This is a genomic window from Cytobacillus sp., from assembly GCF_032154635.1.
In the GTDB taxonomy this organism is placed as follows: Bacteria; Bacillota; Bacilli; order Bacillales; family Cytobacillaceae; genus Cytobacillus.
Map to the genome: position 1 here is coordinate 121,586 of NZ_JALDXW010000010.1, position 15,729 is coordinate 137,314.

At 35.9% G+C, this 15,729-nt stretch carries 16 protein-coding genes; all 16 read right to left on the reverse strand.

Translation table 11 applies throughout. From position 1 onward, the window contains the following. On the reverse strand, window positions 1-1,689 hold the full coding sequence (locus RUH74_RS09555) for a recombinase family protein (protein ID WP_313800068.1): 1,689 nt from the start codon (window positions 1,687-1,689) through the stop codon (window positions 1-3). Next, window positions 1,652-2,203, reverse strand: coding sequence for a recombinase family protein (locus RUH74_RS09560; protein WP_313800069.1), 552 nt, complete (start codon window positions 2,201-2,203; stop codon window positions 1,652-1,654). The genes RUH74_RS09555 and RUH74_RS09560 overlap by 38 nt, the downstream gene beginning before the upstream one ends. After that, a complete protein-coding gene (locus RUH74_RS09565; protein WP_313800070.1) occupies window positions 2,187-2,309 on the reverse strand; it encodes a hypothetical protein in 123 nt (40 codons plus the stop codon). The genes RUH74_RS09560 and RUH74_RS09565 overlap by 17 nt, the downstream gene beginning before the upstream one ends. A gap of 155 nt (window positions 2,310-2,464) precedes the next feature. Then, a complete protein-coding gene (locus RUH74_RS09570) occupies window positions 2,465-4,144 on the reverse strand; it encodes a DNA primase family protein (protein WP_313800071.1) in 1,680 nt (559 codons plus the stop codon). A gap of 71 nt (window positions 4,145-4,215) precedes the next feature. Continuing rightward, window positions 4,216-4,839, reverse strand: a complete 624-nt coding sequence (locus RUH74_RS09575) for a hypothetical protein (RefSeq protein WP_313800072.1) — start codon at window positions 4,837-4,839, stop codon at window positions 4,216-4,218. Then, window positions 4,839-5,315, reverse strand: coding sequence for a hypothetical protein (locus tag RUH74_RS09580; RefSeq protein ID WP_313800073.1), 477 nt, complete (start codon window positions 5,313-5,315; stop codon window positions 4,839-4,841). The genes RUH74_RS09575 and RUH74_RS09580 overlap by 1 nt, the downstream gene beginning before the upstream one ends. A 180-nt stretch (window positions 5,316-5,495) precedes the next feature. Next, complete coding sequence (locus RUH74_RS09585) at window positions 5,496-6,500, reverse strand: hypothetical protein (RefSeq protein WP_313800074.1); 1,005 nt, start codon at window positions 6,498-6,500, stop codon at window positions 5,496-5,498. Window positions 6,501-6,578: 78 nt separating this feature from the next. Next, on the reverse strand, window positions 6,579-6,815 hold the full coding sequence (locus RUH74_RS09590; protein WP_313800075.1) for a hypothetical protein: 237 nt from the start codon (window positions 6,813-6,815) through the stop codon (window positions 6,579-6,581). Beyond that, window positions 6,812-7,126 (reverse strand): hypothetical protein, encoded by a 315-nt coding sequence (locus RUH74_RS09595; RefSeq protein ID WP_313800076.1) that lies wholly within the window; start codon window positions 7,124-7,126, stop codon window positions 6,812-6,814. The genes RUH74_RS09590 and RUH74_RS09595 overlap by 4 nt, the downstream gene beginning before the upstream one ends. Before the next feature lie 27 nt (window positions 7,127-7,153). Beyond that, window positions 7,154-7,669: a DUF1643 domain-containing protein gene (locus tag RUH74_RS09600; protein ID WP_313800077.1), complete on the reverse strand. Its 516-nt coding sequence runs from the start codon at window positions 7,667-7,669 to the stop codon at window positions 7,154-7,156. A gap of 16 nt (window positions 7,670-7,685) precedes the next feature. After that, window positions 7,686-8,138, reverse strand: coding sequence for a RadC family protein (gene radC / locus RUH74_RS09605; RefSeq protein WP_206833328.1), 453 nt, complete (start codon window positions 8,136-8,138; stop codon window positions 7,686-7,688). 117 nt (window positions 8,139-8,255) lie between these two features. Further along, window positions 8,256-11,225 carry a type I restriction endonuclease subunit R gene (locus RUH74_RS09610; RefSeq protein ID WP_313800078.1) on the reverse strand — a complete coding sequence of 990 codons (2,970 nt, stop codon included), beginning with the start codon at window positions 11,223-11,225 and terminating at the stop codon, window positions 8,256-8,258. Continuing rightward, entirely contained in the window at window positions 11,225-12,577 is a 1,353-nt protein-coding gene (locus RUH74_RS09615; protein WP_313800079.1) for a restriction endonuclease subunit S, read from the reverse strand. Before RUH74_RS09615 ends, RUH74_RS09610 begins: the two co-directional genes overlap by 1 nt. Window positions 12,578-12,582: 5 nt before the next feature. Continuing rightward, window positions 12,583-14,709, reverse strand: a complete 2,127-nt coding sequence (locus tag RUH74_RS09620) for a type I restriction-modification system subunit M (protein WP_313800080.1) — start codon at window positions 14,707-14,709, stop codon at window positions 12,583-12,585. 130 nt (window positions 14,710-14,839) lie between these two features. Continuing rightward, the gene (locus RUH74_RS09625) at window positions 14,840-15,598 is read right to left on the reverse strand and encodes a hypothetical protein (protein WP_313800081.1); all 759 of its coding nucleotides are present in this window, start codon (window positions 15,596-15,598) and stop codon (window positions 14,840-14,842) included. A gap of 51 nt (window positions 15,599-15,649) precedes the next feature. Further along, a partial coding sequence (locus RUH74_RS09630; protein ID WP_313800087.1) for a 23S rRNA (pseudouridine(1915)-N(3))-methyltransferase RlmH occupies window positions 15,650-15,729 on the reverse strand: 80 nt, incomplete at its 5' end.

The window sequence follows — 15,729 nt, forward strand, 5'->3', positions numbered from 1 at the left end:
TTATAGGTTAATTAAAATAGAAAAAGGGGGAGAGAACTCATCCGTAATAGATGAATCCTCTCCCCCTTTAAAGGTGAAGTGTTTTGCAACTTCTTTATTGAGTTGTATTTGTATCGTATCAATTTTTCGATTCTCATTGATGGTGATTTGACAGATGAGCAGGTGCATCAGCCTTTTCCTCTGCTCTCTGGTCAATGACTCGTGATAGGCACTTTTGAAGTTCTGCATGACCTGTTTGACCATTGAAAAGTTTATAAGTTGTGTGCCACCTTCCCCCATTTGCAATTCAATTGGAGATAGTCTTTCTTCAAGTCTTTCCTTTTCTTCATTCAAAGTGGATAGCCGCTGCACAAGGTCTGCTTTTTGAATCAAATCATCTTCGTACAAACCAAGGACCTTCTCTTTCTTTTGTTGATTGGACTCTAGTGCCTTTTTCAAGGTATCATATTCGTGTTGAAGCGGAGAAGAATCTCGTTCTTTTTTATTATTAATCCGTTCAACAATTTGCTCTATAAGTACGTCACTTGTGGCTATGTTTGATAGCTTTTCAAGTACATAAGGGTCTGCATAATCCGTTCTTACTCCATTCGAGCGACAAACTGCTGAACCTTTATTCTTCCAAGCGCCACATACATAATACTCCAGAACCTTTTTTGTTCCGTCTTTGAGTGTATTCGTTGTCCTTCCAACCACCATTCCTGCCCCACATGCAGGACACTTCATGATACCAGTGAGAGGGAACTCGCCGTCATGTATTCGATTAGGCTTGCCGCTTCTACTCGCCATGATATTTTTTGCTTTTTCCCATGTTTCTTCTGAAATGATAGCTTCGTGCTGTCCCTTTTCAATTACAGGGTGAGGATTAATATTGTTTCTTCTCTTCTCATTCCAATCTCTCCGGACATTGTAGCGAATAAATCCTGCATAAAGGGGATTGCTTAGAATCGTTTTTACCCCGTTAATGGAGAAGTCTTTGTTCTTTTTTGTCCGGTGTCCTTCATTGTTGAGTTTGTTTGCGATGGATTTGTAGCCATTCCCCTCAACGTAAAGGTCAAATACCTTTCGAACCGTTTGAGCTTCTGTTGGATTAATCACAAGGGTAGAAAGCTTTCTCTTACGGTTTTCTCCTGGGACGCTTACGACATCATAACCAAGCACCTGACCCCCATTCCAGGAACCTTCCTTTGCTCGTGCCAACATCCCCATTTTTACATTTTGTGCGATATTGTCTCGTTCAAATTCAGCAATGACTGCTAACATACGAAACTGCATTTTTCCAGCAGGAGTTGCTGTTTCATAGTTTTCAGTATATGAGCGAAAAACAATATTTTTCCCTTCAAGTTCTTCAACAATATTAAGCAAATCTTTCGTCTTTCGAGAAAAGCGATTCACCTTCCAAACAAGTACTAATTCAAAGTCTTTACTATTGGCATCATGGAGTAGTTGTTGTAAAGCAGGTCTACCTTTAATATTTTTTCCACTTTTACCTCTGTCCACGTATTCCTTATGAACAACGTAACCTTCTCGCTCGCACATTTCTCTCAGAACTCGTACCTGTTCGTCAATACTGTATCCTTCTTCTGCCTGTTCCAACGTGGAGACTCGGGCATAGATAGCTGCTCTTTTCTGTGTTCCAATGCGGCTGAGTTGGTCAAGCTGGTCGTTTAGCTGTCGCGCATGGTTTGGCATCGTTCTCACCTCCTTTCATATTGTCGTCTTCTATTAACCAACGAGCTACCTGTGACAATGGAATTCCTTGCATAGCTGATAAGGATAAATGTTTAGTATTTAGAAGTTTGCACATATACTCAAACACTTTCACTCCTTCTTCTGTAGAAGTATCAAAATACTCTGTTGCTGAACAAAGCTCTACATCATATTCAGCAAGCTCTCTTTCTATTTGTTGAAGCTCATCTCCATCAGGAGATAATGTGAATACATCCCATACAACTACCACTCCAAACAAGCCGCTAGCAGCATCTTTCAACAATTGCTTTAATACTGGTCTTACTTTGTATGGAGATTCCGAGCTTGATTCTGAGTAAACTCTGCTAATTTGATATCCTGCTTGCTCGCATTTGTCTTTTAAAATTTGGATGTTTCGGTGTACTCGATACCCCTCGGGTTGGGTCCAAGATGTATTTCTAGTGTAGATTACTAGATTGTCTTGATTCTGCTGTACAATTTCATAATTTTTTATCATTGGACTCTTCTCCTTTAGGTTGTTTAGTAAGGTACTCTGTTACCATTTCTGCTAAGATATCTAACAGATTTTGATATTCATAGATAGAAGCTTCTTTTACATTCATGATAGGCTCTCCTCATCGAAGTAATAATATATATTTCAATTCCTTGTAATGAACTGGGGGGGAGGGGTGGTTAGCTAAAACAAAACTCTTTTATTTTGGTTTTTAGCTTTAGGTATTGTGTGATTTTTTTGGTTTTCACACACCCCCTATCCCCCTTAAAACTGAATACTATCGCCAGCTATAATAGGGAAATGTAAATCTCCCAACTCTATCAGCTTTATTCCATCATAGTAGACAGTTCCTTTGACTTTTTTCTTCACAATCGGGATATTTTTACTGTCTAAAATTATTTTGAAATAGCGCCAAAACACTTGACGAGATTTCGTTCCTTTGTCGTCAATCCCTTGAACAGTTAACCATTGGCTATACATATTGTAAAAGTCAGATTGCTTAGTACGGGAACCGTCCACTTGGACTACATGGGAATGAAAAAATTCTTTCACTGGATTTTGCTCATCATGATAAGCACTTTCGGTTTCCTTAATAGCTTTACACTCACTGAACTGATAGTTGTTACTTCTAAGCCGCTTCAATCCTTGAATCGCCCAATTAAGAATTCCAGGAAGTTCTTTAAGCAGCTCGTTTTTCAATTCTACGTTTCGTTCTTCTTTTTTAAAGGTTCTTGGAAAAGGAACGATAATAATTTTTCGAAAATAGCCTTCTGTTACGTCTGATGAGTCGGGAAGATTATTGACTAAAAAAACTAATCGGCAGTATGGTCGATAATTAATAGCTGGGCGATACTTAATATTAATAGTAATGTTATCTCCACTAACAATTGCCTTAAAGTTTTCGGTTTTGAGTGCTTTACCGCCCATTTCATTCTCTGCTGCAATATTAAGCGATTTCCCAATAAGGTTTTCCATGCCAAATGTTTGGCTGAATTCTGAGAGAGGGACACTACTAACATTATCTTCACCTACAAGAGCAGTAACTATGGAAGCCAGGACACTTTTGCCATTAGCCCCACCACCATAATAATAAACTGCCTTTTCAGCTTTTGTTTCGACCGTCAGCCAATACCCTACTAACTCTTGATGAACATTAATTAGCTGGCTGTCATCAATGGTAATAGCTTTCATAAAACTCATGAAATGAGGAGCGGTGGCATTAGGGTTATACTCAATCGGAATTTGTACGGTTGATAAAAATTCAGGTGAGTGAGGATGAAGTGTAAAGGTTGTCAAGCTGAGCATCCCATTCCTCACATTAATGTAATTGCGATTTGTATTCATTTCTTCAACAGTAATAGCTTCACGTTGAAGTACTTTTACTACTTCGGTTTCATAAGGGCTTTTCCAACTGTTCCATCTGCCCTCGTGCATGATTGTTCGTAGGACCTTTCCAAGACTAACTTCAGAGAGTTCTTCAAACACACCTTTTCTGTTGTAAAGGAACAATCGACCATCCTTTGTAGAACGAACATGACATCTTTTTATAAAGTGCTTTGCAAAAGCGTTAGCATTGAACGTGTAGCTATTTTTCTTTTCATCATATAAATAGCCACGTTCCTCTGCTTTTCCAACCATAAGGATAAGTTTTAATTCTTCCAGAAGGTCTAACGGAACAAGGGATTCAGACACTAATTCAGCATTATTGTACATTTCTTTAGCAACTTGTCTTGTTGTTTCATGTACATGATTCATTAATGCTGAGAAGAAGGCAGCACCTTCTTCAGAAGAGACCATTTTTACTGCTGTAACAAGTAAAGAAAGATTTTCTTTAATATCTATTGATAGTATTTTGGTTCTTGTTGTTATAGTCGATTCTAGCAATTTTACTTTGCTGATTGGATAGTTTGAAACATAATCATTCAGGTTGTTTACTGTTAGCATGTCCATATCTCCTTACCTGGGTCGGAAATAGGCTTTACGAGCCTATTCCTACTCTTAAAAATACATTTAAATTATGAATTTAAGCTTTTAACTAGTAATCTTTCATATATATCACCTGAAGCTGTTTCAAAATGGCTTATTTCACATGTTCCTACCAATCCAACTAATTGATTAATCGTGATGTTTTGCCCTTGAAAAAGGGATTTAAAGCTAGAAAGAAAGACCATAAATGGCGACTCAGCTTTTGTTGATACGATATATGGGATAGTAATTTGCTGAGGTACTTCCATACCCATCTTTTGAACAGAGAACGTAATATACAACTGGTCATATGGTCCGAATTTCCCTGCTACATTTTCTTTACTAGCTATGTTGTCAATACGGAAGTGATAGTTACCTTGCTCAACTTTTGCCTTCCTTGGCAATTTCACATTGTCCCCGAAAAAAGAAATGGTACGGTTTAATGCAGAATCATTTCTCTCCTTGTTTGGTTCATACACATTACTATCTTCATTAAAGAAATCCTGTTGCATATCTGGGTCAATAAGGTCGCTATTTGCCGATTGTCTCGGTGCGACTGGACTATTCCATCCTTCTTCTGCATTATTTTTGTCCAACACATTTTTCCATCCTTTCTCTTCTGAAACTTCTTTTTCACCATCCAATACTGGACGCCTTACTTTTTTTAGTGCCACTACTCCAATACCTCCAATTCTTCACGGCTGTTTTCTTCCTTTTCATAGAAGTCTACTAAAGACTCAATAGACTCAGAAAATCTGAAAGTATTTATCACTGTATTGAGATACCATGCAACTACAATGGAATCAGCTTTCACTTCATAAGCAACAGGTTTTATGTGAAACTTATTGAGATTGTCAATAATAAGACTAATAACTTTGCTTCTTTCTCCATCTTGCATATCTGACAAAAGTTTTTCTCTGTAGCGGTTAACTTCCACAAAGACCATTACATTTTTTACTGTATTGACATCATCTAGGACAGCGAAATCATTTTCGCCATTTTCATCGAATATCTCATCTCCAAAATCATACCTTTCCATTAATCTTTGTTCCTTCCCTGAAATGTTTTCCAAACTAATATGCTCCTGAACATTATTAATGAAGGTCAATTTTCCTTTGTAATATTTTTGAGTTTGTTCTTTCAACAGCATCAATTTCCCCTCCTAAAATATAGTTAGTTTTCAAAACTCTATTCTGATTTTCCAGGTTTGAAGAGCTAACTGTTTTCTACAATTCATATAATGCCATATGCTTTTATAACCAATGGGTATCTCATAAATAGAAATTTGAGATACCCTTTCTCAAAAAAAAAAACAATAGTGCATTTCACACTATTGTCCCTTTAAAAACCCATTTGCTCTTAGTATTTCTTTCAGTGCCATCATCTCTTTAGAAGAGGGTGATTTTTTTGGCTCTTTGCTTTTGGATTCTTTATATTCTTTTTTTGCTTGCTCTAAAATTTCGTATGGTGAAGCATATTCTTCAGTGCCTACATAGGTTCTTTCGTTACTTAGTTCGAACAAGCTATGTTCCTTATACCCTTTCTTCCTAAAAACTTTTAACTCACTGATAAATTCTTTTTCTTTTAGTCCAGCTTGATTAGCCAATTCTTCAATGGTTTTCTGTACCATGGTATCTTTCCGCTTTTTAGTATCTAATAAATCTTTTATAACTAAACGGTCTAACTTAATCTTCTCCATAAATGGACTAATTTCTAATAATTCATCAGAGTTCAAATTTACAATTTCTTCGACCGACTTATTAACAACCTCTTCTGCTCTAATTTCGGAGAAAAGTTCACGAATATGTTCAAACTTCCTTTTTAGTAAAATCATCTCTTCAATATAATACATATGTAATATTTCCTCATCTGTGGGACTTAATGTCTCTTCAAGGTTTGGTATGCTTAAATTTTGTAAATACTTATTCAGTTGTTGCCTTTCATTGAATGTTACCAGTTCCAGTTTTGCTAACATTGACTGTAAAGTAAATTGCTCTTCAATCTCATTTATTAACAGCGTTTTAATATAAGATGTTAGCTCGTTTAAAAGTTTTAAATCTCTATCCTTCGGATGCTTTTGCATCAATTTACTGTATGTAACATGGCCCCTAATTATTGATTTAATGGCTTCTTTAGAATTTATGTTAAAAGAAAATCCAGTTTTATTTTTAAATATTTCTTCATCTATAGCTACTGAATTTAAGACCTTTTTAAAATATTTACAATTATTAGGGTTGGCATCTTTTACTACGTCGGCAGGAATTGTATCTATGTCTTCACCTTTTAGTACTAGTAATTCTTTAGTAATTTGATACATAGTGATTTTTTCAACCATCTTTTCAACTCCTTAGTAGAAGGTTATACCCCTCTGTTATCAAAAAAATCGGAATCTCGTTTCCGATTTTTCATCCCTTTATTTTACACCAATATCACTTAAGACAATATCCCCTTCTAAGTAATCCACGTACCACCAGTCTTCAAATCCCATTTTTCGATGATAGATATTTTCACTTTCAAGACAAATCTTTATTTCGATTTCTTCGCCCTTATCCTTCGCTGTAAAATAGACAAAAGACCAATCTTCCATATCGAAGGTCACGTGCTGATAGGAACGTTCCTCTAATTCATTAACATATGCTGTATATATCATTTCTCATTATCCTTTTTTCGGAGTAAGACCTCTTCATAAATCCTCTCTCCGTCTTTTAGACAAACTAGAAAAAGTGAACTATTGGTTTCTGCTTCTGTAGCAACGCCAATAATCCACTCTGATTCTTCATTGTATATATACGTTTGAAATGAAACTGGATTTGGTAAAATCCGCTTCACATCATTTGAAATAAGTTCCTCGTCCAGTTCCTCATGATATAGAAGTACCGCTTCCTCTCCTACTGCATCTGATTCAACTGCCACACCAAACTTCTCTCCCATGAAAACCTTCAGCTGTTCAATACTAAACATGACTTGTACCTCTCATACAATATATTTTTAGCATACCTTCTCGCTATCCTCATACCCTACTAATTTCCACTGGTGTTTCAATGCAGGATAGAGGGGATGGAAACCTTTCCGCCCAAATTTTGCTTCTAGTTGCAGGATGTTTGCTTTCTTGTCTAGCAATAGAGCTAAAATCATTTTTAACCGTTCAACAGCTTTCTTGTTCGTCTCTACTCCCTTTCCAACCGCAATTATGACATCATCTACTCTGGCGATAGCTTCTTGAATACATTTCAGATTTTCAACACTGGACTCTTTCGTTTCATCACCATCCATCGATGGGAATAAATTCACAATTTCTGCAACACCGTATTCCAATTTTGAAAGATTATTAATGACGTACATTGTTGTTTGGTCTTGCACAATTTCATCTGCTTGACCAGCGCTTTTCATGATGACAAGTGCTTTTTTCTTGCTCTTGTCCCACTCTTTCCTGATAAGATATTTGTTTTTCATTTCATCATCATAAGTGACTTCTGTTTTTAGCGTGTTTTTTATTGTTTTCACTGTCTTTTTACTCCTTTCAAATAACGCCTTTCTCTTTTAAAGAATTATACTTACCATCACCAATAATTATATGGTCCAATAGCTCAATTCCCATCAACTTTCCAGCTTCAGCAAGTCGTTTAGTAACTTCCACGTCTTCCCTGGATTCAGTAGTTTCACCAGATGGATGGTTATGGGCTACCATGATGCTCGCAGCTGAGGACAATATGGCTGACTTCATGACCTCACGAGGACTAACGATACTTGCATTCAAACTACCAATGTGACAAATGTTGATGGAAACAGGCTGGTTCTTAGTGTCCAAAGACACAACTATGAAGTGCTCACGGTCTTTATCTTCTAAGAAACTCTTAAACAAATCGTACGCATCCTGTGGTGAACGGATACTTCTTCTTTCATAAAGAATACTAGACTCTCTAACCAATTTAACCGATACAATATTCACTCTCTTTGCAGATGATTTTTTCATTTATATCTCTCCTTAGGCAAAATAAAAAGAGGATGCCCCACGTCTAATTGACGTGAGAACATCCTCTATTAAACTCATAACTATAATATATATTTAAATTCGCTCTCATTACGCTTATCAGCTAATTTTCGGACTGCCGGAGTACACATCGCCATCTGTATTGTATGTTAGTGTAAACACCATGTCTGATAACCATTTCTTAAAAGAGTCGTTATCATTGTACTGCTTAAACACTTCCATGTTGTCAGACATAAGGTTAATGACAGCTCGATTTAAGGCTTTTTGGCTCTCAATTTTTGCATTTTGTTTATCAGAGTTTTTCATCGCATTTTGATAATCTTTATCTTTTGCGACAATCTCCGGGATAGCAGCAATATGTTTTTTAACCTGGTCTTCGTCCCTCCAAGGAATATTTCCAAAGAGGTCATGGAACGTTTCAAGAATATTACTCAATAAATCTAACTCTACTTCTGATTTCCCACCCATTGCCGATGTAGGTACTGGTGCAATTTCATACTCTTCCTTATCCTCTAGTACAATGGACATTTTAGCCTGTGCTTCTGCCCTGTAACTATCTAAGTCAATCGCTTCGAGGATACCAATTGATAGGTCTTCTTCTTTTGGTGCAGGTAGCTTTGGTATCAAGAAGTTTAGAAAGATTGAAAGTCTTTCCCACTCGGGGTTCCCATAAGGTAAAATGGATGCCAAAAATCCGTACGTGCGAACAAATGCCTTCGCCTTGCTCTTGAAGTCAATTTGACCATCTTCATCCAAATCATCTTCATAATGCTTTGCACAGACATCAAGAATTGGGTCTAACTTATCTCGTTCCGCTCCATTAAGGTACAGCTCAACTAGGTTTTCAATATGTGTATCTGTGAAAACATGATATCGTCTGATGTCACTTTCTAAGTCATTCAACTTATCCGGGTCAGTCTCTTCTGAAAGCACCGTTGTTTTATAATACTTGGAAAAAGCATCTTGAATCGTAATTGTTTCATTTGCAAAGTCAAGTACGAATGTATCATGTTTCTGTGGATGAGCTCGATTTAAACGTGAAAGGGTTTGAACTGCTTTAATATCAGTTAAGACCTTGTCAACATACATCGTATGAAGAAGCGGCTCATCATAACCCGTTTGGAATTTATTTGCGACTACAAGGAGACGGTATGGGTCCTTTTTTAGTTTTTTTTCAATCTCACTGCTCGGAAACCCATTAACTGAGCTTTCTGTTACCTTTTTCCCACCGTATTCGTGCTCACCTGAAAAGGCAACAATCGGTTTGAACTGACTTTTACGTTTTTCCAAATATGCAGATATTGAATAGTAGTACTGAATTGCTCGTTCAATGCTGCTAGTTACAACCATAGCACGAGCATGACCGCCAATTTTTCCTTTTGCAATCACTTGGTCATGAAAATGGTCTACCATGATTTCCGACTTCAGTTCGATTGCCTTTTCATTGGACTCAACATACTTTCTCAGCTTTTTTTGTGCCTTCTTTTTGTCAAATTTCGGGTCATCTTCTACTATCTTAGCAATCTTATAGTAACTCTTAATCGGCGTGTAGTCTTTCAATACGTCCAAAATGAAGCCTTCCTGAATGGCTTGTTTCATTGTATAGACATGGAACGGTCGATGTTTAATCTTTCCGTCCTTTGAATAAGGAACACCAAACATTTCAAGCGTTTTATTCTTCGGGGTTGCTGTGAATGCAAAGTAACTCGCATTGTTAAGCATTTTTCTCCCCTCTAGTATCTTTAAAATCTTATCTTCTGTCGTTTCATTTTCCTCATCTTCATATTGGTCAGAAAGTGCCATATTCATTTTGGCTGACATGTTCCCACTCTGACTGGAATGAGCTTCGTCAATGATGATAGCAAACTTATTTTTTCTGTGTTCGTTTCCGATGTCATCAAGAATGTACGGGAATTTATGCACAATGGTAATGATGATTTTCTTACCGCCTTGAAGTAGTTTCCTTAAATCTCCTGAACTTTCTGCATGGCCCACCGTATTCGATACTTGCATAAATCCTTTGATGGTATTCTTAATCTGCTTATCGAGGTTAATTCGGTCAGTGACAACGATAACTGAATCAAAAAAATTCTTACCGTCCTTTGACAATGAAACTAATTGATGAGCAAGCCAAGCAATTGAATTTGATTTTCCACTTCCTGCACTATGTTGGATAAGATATTTTTGACCGACACCCTTATCACTGACATCAGCTAAGATAGATTTCACACCAGACAACTGATGATATCGAGGAAATATTTGGGAACGCTTTACCTTTTTAGTTTCTTGGTCTTTCTCCTCAACAATTTGTGCATAGTTCTCAATGATATTGGCAAGTTCACTTTTCACAAAAATTTGTTTCCAAAGATAGTCCGTCTTAATTCCATCAGGATTAGGAGGATTCCCAGCTCCATTTTTATATCCTTTGTTAAAAGGTAGGAACCAGGATTTCTTACCATCAAGTTTCGTACACATGCGGACTTCATTGTCATCAACTGCAAAATGAACCATACATCGTCCAAATTGAAAGAGTAATTCACGAGGGTCACGGTCTATCTTATACTGATAGACCGCATCCTCAACATTCTGCTTTGTCAGTTGATTCTTAAGTTCACATGTAATGATAGGAAGACCGTTAAGAAAGATTACGAAATCAAGAGCGAGTTTCATGTTGTCTCTCGAATACATCAACTGTCTCGTTACACTAAATATATTTTTACCATATAGAACTTGGGCTGCCTCATTTGCTTCAGAAGGAGTAAGGTAAAACAAATCAAGTGTCACTGGATAAATTTTTAGTCCATTCCTTAAGACTTCAATTACACCATTTTTCGTAATTTCACCCTGCAAGCGATTCAACAATTTTGCTTTGTTGCTATCACTTTTATAAACACCCAACATCTCTAACTTTTCTTTTTGAGTATCTTCTAAGAACCGAAAGAACCGTTTCTCATCTATTGCATAGTCTTTATTATAGTCACTGTTTTGTCCTTGTTCATATCCATTTTGATTCACAAGATGGTTTACAATCAATGCCTCGAGTCCTGATTCTTTGGTATTAGTTGCCATTAAACCTCACACTCCTCGCCCTCTAAAACTTCCTCCAAATCTATTATTTCATCTTCTGAAATTTCATCACCTAAGTTTATCTCTTGTATTCCATCAACCTTAATATTACGAACATCCACTTTTCCGGTAACAATATCGGATATAAGTTTTCTGCTATATTCATTAAGTAATTTATGTTCTTGTTCAAACTGTATCTTTAAATATTCATACTTTTTGACAAGCTCCATAACTTCTAAAGCTGTCTCTATAGGCGGTACTGGAATATTCAACTTAGAAAAGTCAGTATAACTAATATTTTTCCCATCCCTAATACCTGAAACAATTGTATTCAACATGGAAATAAAAGCTTTCGTTTTAAATAAATATTTATAATAAAAATTATATTCTTCAGAAGAATATTCTTTTCTTAAACAAAAAACGTTGTATGCAGGAGAAACAATCCCTTCAATATTAGAAAATTCTATCCCTCCTTGAAATGACCTTAAACTTATTACAAAATCACCTTTTCTAACAAGCTTTAATCCACTAAGGTCTCCACTAGGAGAAACATAGTTTATATCACAATCTTTTTTTAAAACTACTCCCTTATCTTGGGTTACAGCTAATAATTCTTTCCCAGGGCAGTTATTAATTTTTATTTCCTTGAATAATCTTTTTGATTTTATTAACTTCCAGTCTTCAGGAAACGCACTTTCCCAAGATTTTATAGTAGTATGGCCCGTTACATTACCATATAAATGACTTTCAATTTGCTCTTTTAAAACAGTAATAAGCTTTTTCTTTGTTTTTATAAATTTATCTATCTTAACCATCTGATAATCCAAATATTTAACAATCTGTTCTTGTTCTATTCTTGATGGTAGTGGCACTAGAACTCTTTTTAAAAATGGATAATAAAGATTTCTTTGTATACTTCCTACCCCTTTTGAGGAGAGTACATATTGATTTACCATTACTGAATCTCGAAATAAGTAGTTTCCAAAATCAGGATTAACTAGGTTTGATAAACCAAACACATAATACGCTGGACTAACAATTCCTCTGTATTTAGATACTCCGACAGAGCCCCTCCATGCTTGCTGATTATTCAATACTAAATCTCCTGGCTCAACTAATTGATATTTTGATAAATCTTGGCTAGGTTTGTGTACTTGAGTACCTGTTGATTGATTATACTTAATTACGCCTTTATTTAAATAAACAGATAGCAATTCTTCATCAACATTGTTTATTTTTGATTTTATATTAGCTAAGGAATAGAAAGGATATACTTCCCAATCCTTTGGCACTTCTGCCAAAAAAGGGATATCCGATTTTTTATAATTATCATAAGGTTTAAGATTGCTAGTCATTTCGTTTACCCCCTTATGATATCCTGAAGTAAACCTTCAGTTTGTCCTTCCAAAACTTTTATATCAGCTAAAATTTCCTCAAGAGTACGTAGTTGTACAGGTCTATAGAAATACTTGGTAAAGCTGATTTCGTAGCCTAATTGAGTTTTACTTTCATCAATCCAAGCATCTGACACATAAGGAAGTACTTCAGACTTAAAGAAATGCTCTATTCCTCCTTCAAGTAGCAAAGGAATTTGTTCTGTATCTCTTAAATTACTATCTGACTCATATTCTACAACGCAATCTTTTCCATCAATTATAGTACTGAATAATCCAGCTATAGGATTCGCTTTCGCTTTTCCTGGTTTATGCACTTTCTTAATGACTTTCTCAGCAGCCTCGTCGACTTGTGTTAGTTGATTTTTAATTAAGTTCATTCTTTTAGCTGACAGTTTTTCACTTGAATCTTTTCCAGTTTCACTTAGGTCACTAATGAATTGGTTAAAGTCTTGTAAAATATCATAGTCGTACTTTTCTGCTGTCTTCTCGATAAGTCTTGCTAAAGTTGCGTCTTTCTCCTTGCTACATATTTCCCTAAAATTGATTAGATTTTCCTTTGTCAAATTCACACTTAAACGCAATGGTCTTTCCACGATTATCTTATGGTAGCCAAATTCTTGATTGTCAAAAATTTTAGAGTTCTCAGTTTCTTCAAAGTTAATTAGCGTATCTGTAATTTGTTTTCTTAATTCAGGAGTCAATTCGCAATTTTTGTTCCCAAGATTTTTACGCAGAGAACTTTTCATGTTAGTAGCATCAATGAGTTGTACTTTTCCACGACGATGTGGTGCTTTTCTGTTAGTCACGACCCAAATATAAGTAGCAATGCCCGTATTGTAGAACATGTTTTCAGGCAGTGCAATAATTGCTTCTAACCAATCGTTTTCAATTATATATCTTCTAATATTACTTTCACCTTGACCTGCATCTCCAGTAAATAAAGAAGAACCATTGTGTACTTCAACAATACGGCTTCCTAGTTCTGTATCATGTTTCATTTTACTCAGCTTGTTTGCGAGAAATAGCATCTGTCCATCACTTGAACGAGGAATCATTTTAAAATCAGATTCTCCATTGTGCGTCACAATAAAGCGAGGGTCTGAAATGTCTGATTTTCCGCCCAGTCGCTCTAAGTCTGTTTTCCAACTCTTTCCGTAAGGTGGATTGGATAACATGAAATCAAAGTTAAGAGTTGGATACCCATCGTTGGATAATGTAGAACCAAACGCTACGTTATCATCCTGCAATGCTTCACCTTTAATTAGTAAGTCTGCTTTAGTTATAGCATAAGTTTCTGGGTTAATTTCCTGTCCATACAAATAGGTGTTGATTTCCTTTCCATGTTCCTTTGCTAGCTGGTGTAGTCGCTCATCAGCAATCGTCAACATCCCACCTGTTCCACATGCTCCGTCGTATACAAGGTATGGTGCATTTTTAATTTTGTCCGCAATCGGTAAGAACGTAATGTCTGCCATCAGTTCGACTACATCACGTGGGGTGAAGTGTTCCCCAGCCTCTTCATTATTTTCTTCATTAAAACGGCGAATAAGTTCCTCGAAGATGACACCCATAGTATGATTATCAAGTCCCGGTATCTTCACATCATCATTATCGTCTAATACTGGTTTTGGACTTAAGTTAATAGTAGGACTTACAAATTTCTCAATAACAGCACCTAAGATATCAGCTTCAATCATCGTATCTATCTGATTACGAAACTTAAACTTTTCAAGGATTTCTTGGACATTTGGCGAAAAGCCATCTAAATAGGCAATAAAGTCAGCTTTCAATTGTTGCTGCTTAGCACGTGACTTCAAGTCTTTAAGAGTGAAAGGTGACGTGTTACAAAACGATTGCCCTGCTACACTGCATAGAGCATCTGTTTGATTAATAACTCCAGCTGCGTCTAGATTTTTTTTCATCTGTAAAACTGCATCTTTTGTTGGTTCTAAAACAGCATCCAAACGACGAATAACAGTCATTGGCAAAATTACATCTCTATATTTCCCACGAACATATACATCACGGAGACAATCATCTGCGATGCCCCATATAAAACTAACGATTTGATTGTATGTCTGATTGTTCATTATCTTTCCTCCAAATAAATGGTACTTAGGACCATTTTATCATATAAACTGTTTATATTTTTGAGATTCGTATGGAAAAAAAGGAAAAAGTATTCGTCCACTTTTTAACGAATACTTTTTTTCGATATTTTTATCTTCTTCTCTCAGTTAATCTAGCTATATATGAATCTATACTTTCAATTATTGCATTTATATTTAAACCTATTCCAAAAAAATTAGGTTTTAGTTCGAACCATTTAGCTTTTTCAGCTAACTGAGAGGCTAGTATTAGTTTTCCACCATTATCAAGAATTCGTATATCTTCCAATTTCTCGACAGCATTACCAGTAGTAAAAGAGGGTACATATTGTACTTCTGATTCGTCAGTATCAATGAGCGACATTGTTCCTATTACTTCGAAAGAGAAACTACCTCTATTTGACCTTAGCTCCATTTCTATCATTTGAGTATCATATTCTTCATCCCAAAACACCGAATACCTAAACTCCCTTTTTTCACTCATAATTTCTGAGGTATTATCGTATGGGTCAACTACCTTTAAATCCCTCAAACGCCAACGAGGAGGCAAGAGAAAGTTCCATAAACCACCGTTTCCTCGATTAGATGGTCCTAATGGTAAGTTTTTATGATTAAATTGAAAGCTAACAATATTTGAAGTTGAGGTTTGAGTAAAAGTACGTAGTTGAGTTTCAATTTTTCTTATTTTACATTGGTCTGAATTATATATCATTGTTCCACCAACTGACATGTTCGGACTGCTTCTAAGTCTTTGAGCGATTGATAAAGATTCTACTATTACATGAGAGTTTAAATCCTTTGGTGTAATATTAAAGTTGGTCAGTTTACCGTCTACATTTAAATAATCAATTACTGTAACTTCTAAATACATTAAACCTCTCCCTTAAAATGCAATTTTTATATAGAATTAAAAAAACCTCATTTACTTATGGTACGGTTCCCCCCGTAAAATCCGAAACGCCCGATAAACCTGCTCCACCAATATTAGCCTCATCAACTGAT